This is a genomic window from Actinomadura sp. NPDC047616, from assembly GCF_040642915.1.
In the GTDB taxonomy this organism is placed as follows: domain Bacteria; phylum Actinomycetota; class Actinomycetes; order Streptosporangiales; family Streptosporangiaceae; genus Spirillospora; species Spirillospora miaoliensis.
This window is the reverse complement of the sequence record NZ_JBEYTB010000015.1, coordinates 220,192-227,964: the sequence shown is the minus strand read 5'-3', so window position 1 is coordinate 227,964 and position 7,773 is coordinate 220,192. Positions and strand designations below refer to the sequence as shown.

The window sequence follows — 7,773 nt, the reverse complement described above, 5'->3', positions numbered from 1 at the left end:
TGAACGCCTTCGACATCGCCTTCGAAGGCCGCTTGGCCGCAGCCCGAAACTAACCCGAACAAGATCCAGTTACACCGTTAACTGGACAGACCCGGGTGTTTGCGTGCGCTTCCGCGGTGCGGTTTCGCGTGGGGGGCGATCGACGCTTTGCGCGGTTGGTGTCCACGTGCGCGGCTGCCGTTGGGGAAGCTGTCCGACCTGCTGACGACGCTTGCGAACCGCTGGCCGTGCGCCCGCTGATCGTCCCGTCCGTCGTCGCAGACCCAGGGCGGAAGTACTGGTGTCTTGGGCACGCTTCTGCGGTGCGGTTTGGCGGCGGGGGGCGATTCGCGTTGGTGGGCCTGGCGTTGGGGGTTGGCTTGTGCCAGGTGGGCGGAGGGGGTGCCAGGGTTCAGGTGTGGGGGCCGCTGGGGGGAGCGCTGGATTTGCGGTGGTCACAGGGCTCGGGACGTGGGGGCCGTCGGCGGCTCAGCCTGGGGGGCGTGGTGTGTGGCTGGGGGCATGCCGGAATGCAGCGGGTGCTGGGTGGGGCGGTGTTCGCTGGCGGCTGGTGCGGGGCCGGGGCGATGGGGGTGTTGAGTGCGGGCGTATTGCGGAGGAGGGAATGGGTGAGTCAGGGGGGTGGGCGGGAATTGGTCAGGCGCTGCGGGCGGGGCGTTGTTGGGCGGCTTTTTGGGCGGCGCGGCGTTGGGCGGCGGCCATGCGGGCGCGGTTGAAGCTGTCGCGGACGCGGGCGGCGCCGCGCAGGGCGGTGGCGGTGTCCTTGGTGCGGTTCGCGTAAACGGCGAGCACTTCGTGGACGGGCGGGGGTGTCTCGTCCCGGACGACCGGGGACAGCGCGGGAACGGCCGGATTCCCCGCCGCCGGAACGAGCGTGAGAGCCGTTTGGCAGTGCGGGCACCGCAACCCCGAATGGGTGTCTCTGCTCATACCCCGCATCATTCCCCGTGGGTCTGACAATTCAACTACCCGGGCTTAAAGGGCGTGCGGCGCCGGAGTGAGGCTGATCTTGGGGCACGGGGGCGGATTCAGGACGCGGCGGTTTCGGCGGCGGGGTGGATGTGGACCCAGGCGTGCAGGAGAAGAAGCAGTTCGATGCGGCGGTCGGCGTCGTAGACCAGTTCGCCGAGCATCTGTTCCAGGCGGCGGATGCGGTAGCGGACGGTCTGTTCGTGCACCAGCAGCCGGTCGGCGGCGGCGACGGCGTTGTCGCGGTTCTCCATGTAGGTGAGAAGCGTTCGGACGAGGGGGTCGCGCTTGTGCCGGGGCAGGTCGACGAGGGGGGCCAGGCGGTGGCGCAGCGCGACGTCGATCAGTTCCGCGCTGCGGGCGGCGATGAGGGTGGGGAGGTGGTCCAGGCAGCGCACCGCCTCCTTACCGGGCAGGACGCCGCGTTCCACCAGGTCGAGGGCATGCCGGGCCCAGCGCAGCGACAGGGCGCCCTTGGTGGGCGGCACGGTCGGGCCGATGGCGGCCTGGCAGTCGCGCACCAGGGCGGTGATCAGACGGTCCTGCCCGGGGCCGTCCGGGTCGGGGACGATCAGGTACGGCGCGGGTGCGTGCCAGTCGGCCAGGACGGACGGTGGCAGCACGGGCGGGGTGAAATCGGCGGGTGTGCGCAGCGCGACGGCGGCCAGGGTGCGCGGCGGTGTCCAGCATGCGGGGCGGGCCAGTTCGGTGACGGCCTCGCGGCTGGCGGGCGGGTCGGCGACCAGCAGGTCGCGCAGCCGCCGGCGGGACCGTTCCCGCTCGTCGGCCAGCCCCTCGTGGGCGCCGGCGTACCCGCGGGCGGCGGCCTCGGCGATCTTCTCCAGGAACACGAACAGCGACTCGGTGATGTGCCCGAGGACGTCCAGCGGCCAGTCCAGGCGCCGGGCGTCGCGGATGAAGCGGCGGCAGGCGACCTGTCCGCTCACCCGGATGGCGGTCTGCAGGCCGTCCAGGCCGCGCCCCTGGCGGGCCTCGTGCCGGCCGATGCCCTCGAAGATCGCCACGACGGCGTCCCAGTCCTGGTCCGGGTTGCCGATGGCGTCGACGAAGTGCTGGACGGCCTGCTGGATCTGGCGCCGCATGCGCTGCCCGTACGGGCTTTCGGGCGGACGCGCGTACTCGGGGACCATGCCCTGGATCTCCCGGACCATCTCCTCCGCGGCGGCGGTGAGGTGGGGCCGTAGCGGGGCGGCCATGTCGGCCGGCAGTTCCGAGACGGGCAGTTCGGCGGCGGACGAGTGCGGGAACGGCTGAGCCACTGGACCTCCCTAGGACGGTCAGTCCCGTCTGCCACTTGATTACGGGGATCCCAGGATTGACGTTCGAATCGCCGCGCTATAGTGCGCAACTGACGATTTCGCGCTGCCCCGTTGTCACTTGACTTACAACGGTTCAGGATGTGCGGCGACGGGTCAAGATGCAGATGAGGTCGGCCGCGTCGACGAAAGCCCTGGTCAGAAGCGTGTGGACGATCATCATTGGGCATGTCGGCGGCGGCTGCAGGATTTTCGCACCATGTGACGTCGGGTGAGCGTTCGGTGTCGTCGGCGTTATCGGCCCTTCCCAATTCGCGGTGCTTATCGGGGCCTTGGCAATTCTTACGAAAGGTCGCGGCGTCCGGTGCGATAACTGGCGCGCCGGGCACCCCGGTGGCGGCGCGCGCGGAGGCGTGCGGCGGACGCGCGGGGCATCGTCAGCCGGTTCCCAGGGTTCTCTCAGGTTCGTGCCGGGGCGTCTCCCAGACGGACCTGCTTGGCTGTGCCGTATGCGAAGGAACACCAAGACTCTGATAGCGGGCGCCGGTGCGGCGGGTGTGCTCGGCCTCGGGCTGCTCGTGGCCGTCCCCGCGGTCGCGGATCCGTCCCCCGCGCCGTCGACCTCGGCGTCGCCGGACAAGGGCGACCGGCACCAGTGGAAGCGGCAGCCGCACCGCTGGGCGGCGCGCAAGGGCCACGGCATGCGCGGCGGGCAGGGCGTGCACGGCGAGGCGACCGTGCGGCGTGACGGCGGGTTCCGCGTCGTCACCTGGCAGCGCGGCGAGGTGACCGGACGGTCCGGCGCGGTCGTGACGGTGCGCAGCGCCGACGGCGCCTCGTGGCAGTGGACGACCAACGACAAGACCCGTTTCCGCAGGGACGGCGAGAAGTCCCAGCTGTCGGCGGTGAAGAACGGCGACCAGGTGATCGTCGTGGGCGAGCGCACGGGCGCCACCCGCACGGCGGCGGCGTTCCGGGTCCCGAAGGACTGAGCAGCCTGTCGTCGTCCCGATCCGGCGCCCTGCAGTAACGTCGGGCGGCGGGCGGCGGCATCGGCCCGGTGCGGGCGGCGGCTCGCCGCCGTGAGCGGCCTGCGGCGACCAGGGGAGCCCATGAGCGACGACCGGCGGGTGCTGGTAGTGGAGGACGAGGCCAACATCCGCGACCTGATCGAGACGGCGCTGCGCTTCCACGGGTTCCGGACCGTCGTGGCGCGCACCGGCGCCGAGGCGCTGCGCGCCGCCCGCGGGCCCGGCGGCGACCGCCGCCCCGACCTGATCCTGCTGGACGTCCTGCTGCCGGACATCGACGGTTTCGAGGTGTGCCGGCGCCTGCGCGCCGCGGGCGACGACACCCCGGTGATCTTCCTGACCGCGCGGGACACGCCGTCCGACACCGTCACCGGGCTCACCCTCGGCGGTGACGACTACGTCACCAAGCCGTTCTCGATCGACGCGCTGGTGGCGCGGATCCGGGCGGTGCTGCGCCGCGCCGCCCCCGCCGCCCCCGCGCCCCCTCCGGCGGAGGACGGGCAGGTGCTGCGGGTCGCCGACCTGGAACTGGACGAGGCCCACTGGACGGTGCGCCGCGCCGGGGTGGAGGTCGACCTGTCGCCCACCGAGTTCCGGCTGCTGGCGTACCTGATGCGCAACCCCGGGCGGGTGCTCACCCGGGCGCAGCTGCTGGAGAACGTGTGGGGCTGGGACCGGGACGACAACCCCCAGGTCGTCGAGACCTACATCAGCTACCTGCGGCGCAAGCTGGACCCGCTGGGGCCGCCGCTCATCCACACCCGGCGCGGGGTGGGGTACGCGCTGCGGCCATGACGCTCAACGCCCGGCTCATGACCGGCCTGCTCGGCGTCACGCTGGCCGGGCTTCTCGTCATGTGCGGGGTGAGCGGGTTCGTCCTGCACACGTACCTGATGAACCGGGTGGACGGGCAGTTGCAGGCCACCCGCGACCGGGCGGTGATACGGATCGTCCGCCCCGGGCTGCCCGGGGAGGGCGTCGCGCCGCCCCGGTTCGTCGTGCTGAACGTCAACCCGGCCGGGCGGGTGCGGGTGCTCAGCGGGGACGACCCCGACCCTCTCCCGGCGGTCCGCGCGGTGGCCGGCCTGGGGCACGCGGAGCTGCGCGCGCGGGCGGCGTCGCTGGAGCCGTTCTCGCTGCCGGGGCTGCGCGCGGTGGCTCGCGAGATGCGCAACGGCAACGTGGTCGTCGTGGCGGCGCCGCTGGACGAGATCCGCGCGGCCGTGCGCAACCTGGTCGCCGCGGAGCTGGTCACGACGGCCGTGCTGGTCGCGGCGCTGGCCCTGGCCGGACGCGGCCTGATCGGCCGGGGGCTGCTGCCGCTGAGCCGGATGGCCGCCACCGCCCAGGCGATCGCGTCCGGCGGCGACCTGCGCGCCCGCATGCCCGGCCCCGGCCCGGCCACCGAGGCGTCCCGGCTCGCCGCCGCGATCAACGTGATGCTCGACCGGATCGAGCAGGCGTTCTGGGCGCGCGCCCGCTCCGAGGCGCGGGTGCGGGAGTTCGCCGCGGACGCCTCCCACGAGCTGCGCACCCCGCTCACCACCATCCAGGGGTACGCGGAGCTGTACCGGCACGGCGCCCTCGGCCCGGACGAGCTGCCGGACGCGATGCGGCGGATCGAGGACGAGGCGCGCCGCATGAGCGCCCTGGTCGGCGACCTGCTGGAACTGGCCCGGCTGGACCGCGACGCGTCCCTGCGTCCCGCCCGCGTCGACGTGGTGGCGCTGGCCCGGGACGCCGTCGCCGACGCCTCGGCCGCGGGCCCCGACCATCCGGTCGCCCTGGAGGCGCCGGACGAGCTGGTCGCGACGGTGGACGAGGCCCGCGTCCGGCAGATCCTGGCGAACCTGCTGGCCAACGTCCGCACGCACACCCCGCCTGGGACCGCCGCCACGGTGCGGCTCCGCCGCGACCCCGGCGGCCTCCTGGTCGAGGTCGCCGACCAGGGCCCGGGGATGGCGCCGGAGGACGCCGCCCGCGCCTTCGAACGCTTCCACCGCGCCGGGGACGGCTCGTCCGGCACCGGGCTCGGCCTGCCGATCGTCGCCGCCATCGCCGCCGCCCACGGGGGGCGCGCCCAGCTCCTCTCCAAGCCCGGCCACGGAACCGTCGTCAGCGTGGCGCTGCGCGACCTGTCCTGACGTTCACGACGTGAAAGCCCGGCGCCACAGGCGGCACCCGTCCACGAACGCGGGCAGCTCCTCGCGTGCGAACCGCTCCACGTCCCAGTCGTAGGGCTCGGTGGGCGCCTTCCACACGTACGTCCAGGCGCGTTGCCCGTCGTCCAGGGTGATGAGGACGGGGTCGTAGTCGTCGTCTTCGTAGGCGTCCAGCAGACGGCGTTCGTCCTCGGTGAGGCCGGTCATCACCAGCCCCTGTGCAACACCGTCCGGGTCGGCCACGAGCCCCGGGTACACCACCCCCGGCAAGGCCCGCACACTCCACCCCGTGGCCGTCGCCGGACGCATGTCAGGCACCCGCCCCAGCAGAACCCGCAGAACCTCAGGAAAACGCAGCGTGCCGTAGACGAACAACCCCTCCATGCCCGCGCAGCGTACGCCCCTCACCAGGGCTCGTCGGCCCCCCTCCCCGGGGAGGGGAGGGCGTGGCGGGGGGTGGGGGTGAGGGGGGTGGCGCCGTGGCGGGCCAGGGTCAGGCCGAACCAGACGGCCGTTGCCAGGACGGCGAGGCACAGGAGCGTGCGGCCGATGCGCAGGCCGTAGCCGCAGGTGAACCACAGCAGGTGCAGGCCCAGGCGGCGCCACTGGTCGCGTTCCGTGCGGCGGCGGATGTCCAGGGCGCAGTAGCGGAAGTCGCGTTCGAGCTTTCGTCCGTCCTCGCACTCGTGGGCGGCGGACGCGAGCTGCCGGTAGAGCGTCTCCAGGAGGCCGGCGTTGGCCGAGCCCGTGAGGTCTTCGGCCAGGACGGCATGCCGCCGCGCGTGCCATCCCGGGAGTCGCCAACGGCTCGGCGGGGCGGTCGCGAACGAACACCCCGACAGCCGCAGACGCTCCGGGCGCGCCAGCCCCAGGAAACGGCAACGGCTCAGGTCCACGTCTGTGAGGGCCACGCCGGGCGCCGTGGTCCCGCATAGGGACAGCACCCGCACCACCGGCTCGTGCGGCAGATCGGTCAGCCCATGGAACGGGTGGTCGACCGTCCGTACCGACAGGGCGCCGTCGAACACCGCGTTCTCCAGGTTGAGATCGGCGTGGCGGAGACGGAAGTTGGCGGCTCCCCGTACCGACAGGCCGCGCGCGTCCAGGGCGCGCGTCACCGCGCTCACGTGCAGCGTGCCGTGGGCCACCGCGTCCGCCAGGCCCAGGCGTCCTGCCGCCAGGGGGCCCAGCCAGGCGTCGCGACGGAAACGGACGCGTTCGAAGCGCGCCTGCCGGGTCACCCGTACGCGCCGGAACGAGACAGCGCCGCCGAACCGCGCCGCCTGCAGCCAGGCGTCGCGGCCGAAGCGCGCCCGGTCGAACGCCGCCGCGCCGATGAAGACCGCCCGGGAGAGGGACGCGTCCGCCTGCCAGGTGGTCTCTCCGAACAGCGCGTCCCCTGCGAACACCGCTTCGTCGAACGTGGCGTGCCGGTGGAACCGTGCGCCGTGGAACGAGGCGTTGCCCCTGAAACGGACCCTGCGGAACGACACGTGCCCCAGGAACCGGGCGTCCAGGAAGCACGCGGCGCCGGTGAAGCACGCGCCGTCGAACGAGCTGTCGCCCTCCAGGCACGCGCCCGACAGCGAGAACGGCGACGGCAGCACCGCCCCGTCGAACCTGCCGCGCCCCAGGTGCGGACGGCCGTCGGGACCGGTCAGCGCGTCCAGCAGGACGGACAGCACGTGCGGTGGCACCGTGACCCCGCGCAGATCCAGGTCGTCGCCCGGACGCAGTCCGGCGGCGTACGTTTCGAGCTCGCCCCTGGTCAGATGGGCGGCGCACCTCAGGTACGGGGCGACGGCCCGTCCGGCGCAGCCGTACGCGACCTTGCAGCGGGGCCAGGTCGCCAGTGCGTCCAGGGCAACGGTCTGAGTGCTCACGGGCCGTTTTTACCCACACCTGGTGATTACGTGAAGGTTCTTTGGGGGTAGCTGAGCGTTACGTCCTCTATCGGCCCCTTCGGGATACCCGTTGAACACGTGCTCTACCTGGGGCAACGCCCGTGCGGGCCGGCTCTCCAGAATGCGCGCTGTGGCGGCGGGGACGGTGTCCCGGTGCCGCCACAGCACGGGCAGGGTCAGAGACGCATGCCGCTTGACCCCGTCTTGCGGACAGTGCGCTTGATCGCTTTGCGCTGCCGGGTCGGGACGGCCCCCGAGATGCCACGGCCGCCGTAGGAGCGACTGCGGCCATTCCCCATGCCGCCCGGGGTGATGCCCAGGGCGCGTTGGAGGGCGTTGCCCCGGCGCGGCGAGATGCGGCCTCCGAACGTGCTCCTGCTGGGGGTGATGCCGAGGGCGCGTTGGAGGGCGTTGCCGCGGCGCGGCGAGA

General features: G+C 73.0%; 8 protein-coding genes. 3 read left to right on the top strand and 5 right to left on the bottom strand.

Annotated elements, in window-relative coordinates; all coding sequences use genetic code 11:
• Positions 1-636 precede the first annotated feature (636 nt).
• Positions 637-930, bottom strand: coding sequence for a hypothetical protein (locus ABZ801_RS31395; RefSeq protein WP_344949688.1), 294 nt, complete (start codon positions 928-930; stop codon positions 637-639).
• 98 nt (positions 931-1,028) lie between these two features.
• Positions 1,029-2,249: a helix-turn-helix domain-containing protein gene (locus ABZ801_RS31390; protein WP_360704713.1), complete on the bottom strand. Its 1,221-nt coding sequence runs from the start codon at positions 2,247-2,249 to the stop codon at positions 1,029-1,031.
• A gap of 506 nt (positions 2,250-2,755) precedes the next feature.
• On the opposite strand from ABZ801_RS31390, the gene ABZ801_RS31385 reads away from it, so the two are divergent.
• From ABZ801_RS31385 to ABZ801_RS31375, 3 genes are all read left to right on the top strand, one after another.
• Positions 2,756-3,238, top strand: coding sequence for a hypothetical protein (locus ABZ801_RS31385; RefSeq protein ID WP_360704711.1), 483 nt, complete (start codon positions 2,756-2,758; stop codon positions 3,236-3,238).
• 120 nt (positions 3,239-3,358) lie between these two features.
• The gene (locus ABZ801_RS31380; RefSeq protein WP_360704708.1) at positions 3,359-4,072 is read left to right on the top strand and encodes a response regulator transcription factor; all 714 of its coding nucleotides are present in this window, start codon (positions 3,359-3,361) and stop codon (positions 4,070-4,072) included.
• Positions 4,069-5,421: a HAMP domain-containing sensor histidine kinase gene (locus ABZ801_RS31375; protein WP_360704705.1), complete on the top strand. Its 1,353-nt coding sequence runs from the start codon at positions 4,069-4,071 to the stop codon at positions 5,419-5,421. The genes ABZ801_RS31380 and ABZ801_RS31375 overlap by 4 nt, the downstream gene beginning before the upstream one ends.
• Positions 5,422-5,424: 3 nt before the next feature.
• Here the strand turns inward: ABZ801_RS31375 and ABZ801_RS31370 are convergent, their stop codons facing one another.
• The 3 genes from ABZ801_RS31370 to ABZ801_RS31360 all read right to left on the bottom strand — a co-directional run.
• Positions 5,425-5,823: a gamma-glutamylcyclotransferase family protein gene (locus tag ABZ801_RS31370; protein ID WP_360704702.1), complete on the bottom strand. Its 399-nt coding sequence runs from the start codon at positions 5,821-5,823 to the stop codon at positions 5,425-5,427.
• A 20-nt stretch (positions 5,824-5,843) separates the two neighbouring features.
• On the bottom strand, positions 5,844-7,322 hold the full coding sequence (locus tag ABZ801_RS31365) for a pentapeptide repeat-containing protein (protein ID WP_360704699.1): 1,479 nt from the start codon (positions 7,320-7,322) through the stop codon (positions 5,844-5,846).
• Positions 7,323-7,519: 197 nt separating this feature from the next.
• Positions 7,520-7,773 (bottom strand): hypothetical protein (locus tag ABZ801_RS31360; protein ID WP_360704696.1); only part of this gene is annotated, 254 nt, incomplete at its 5' end.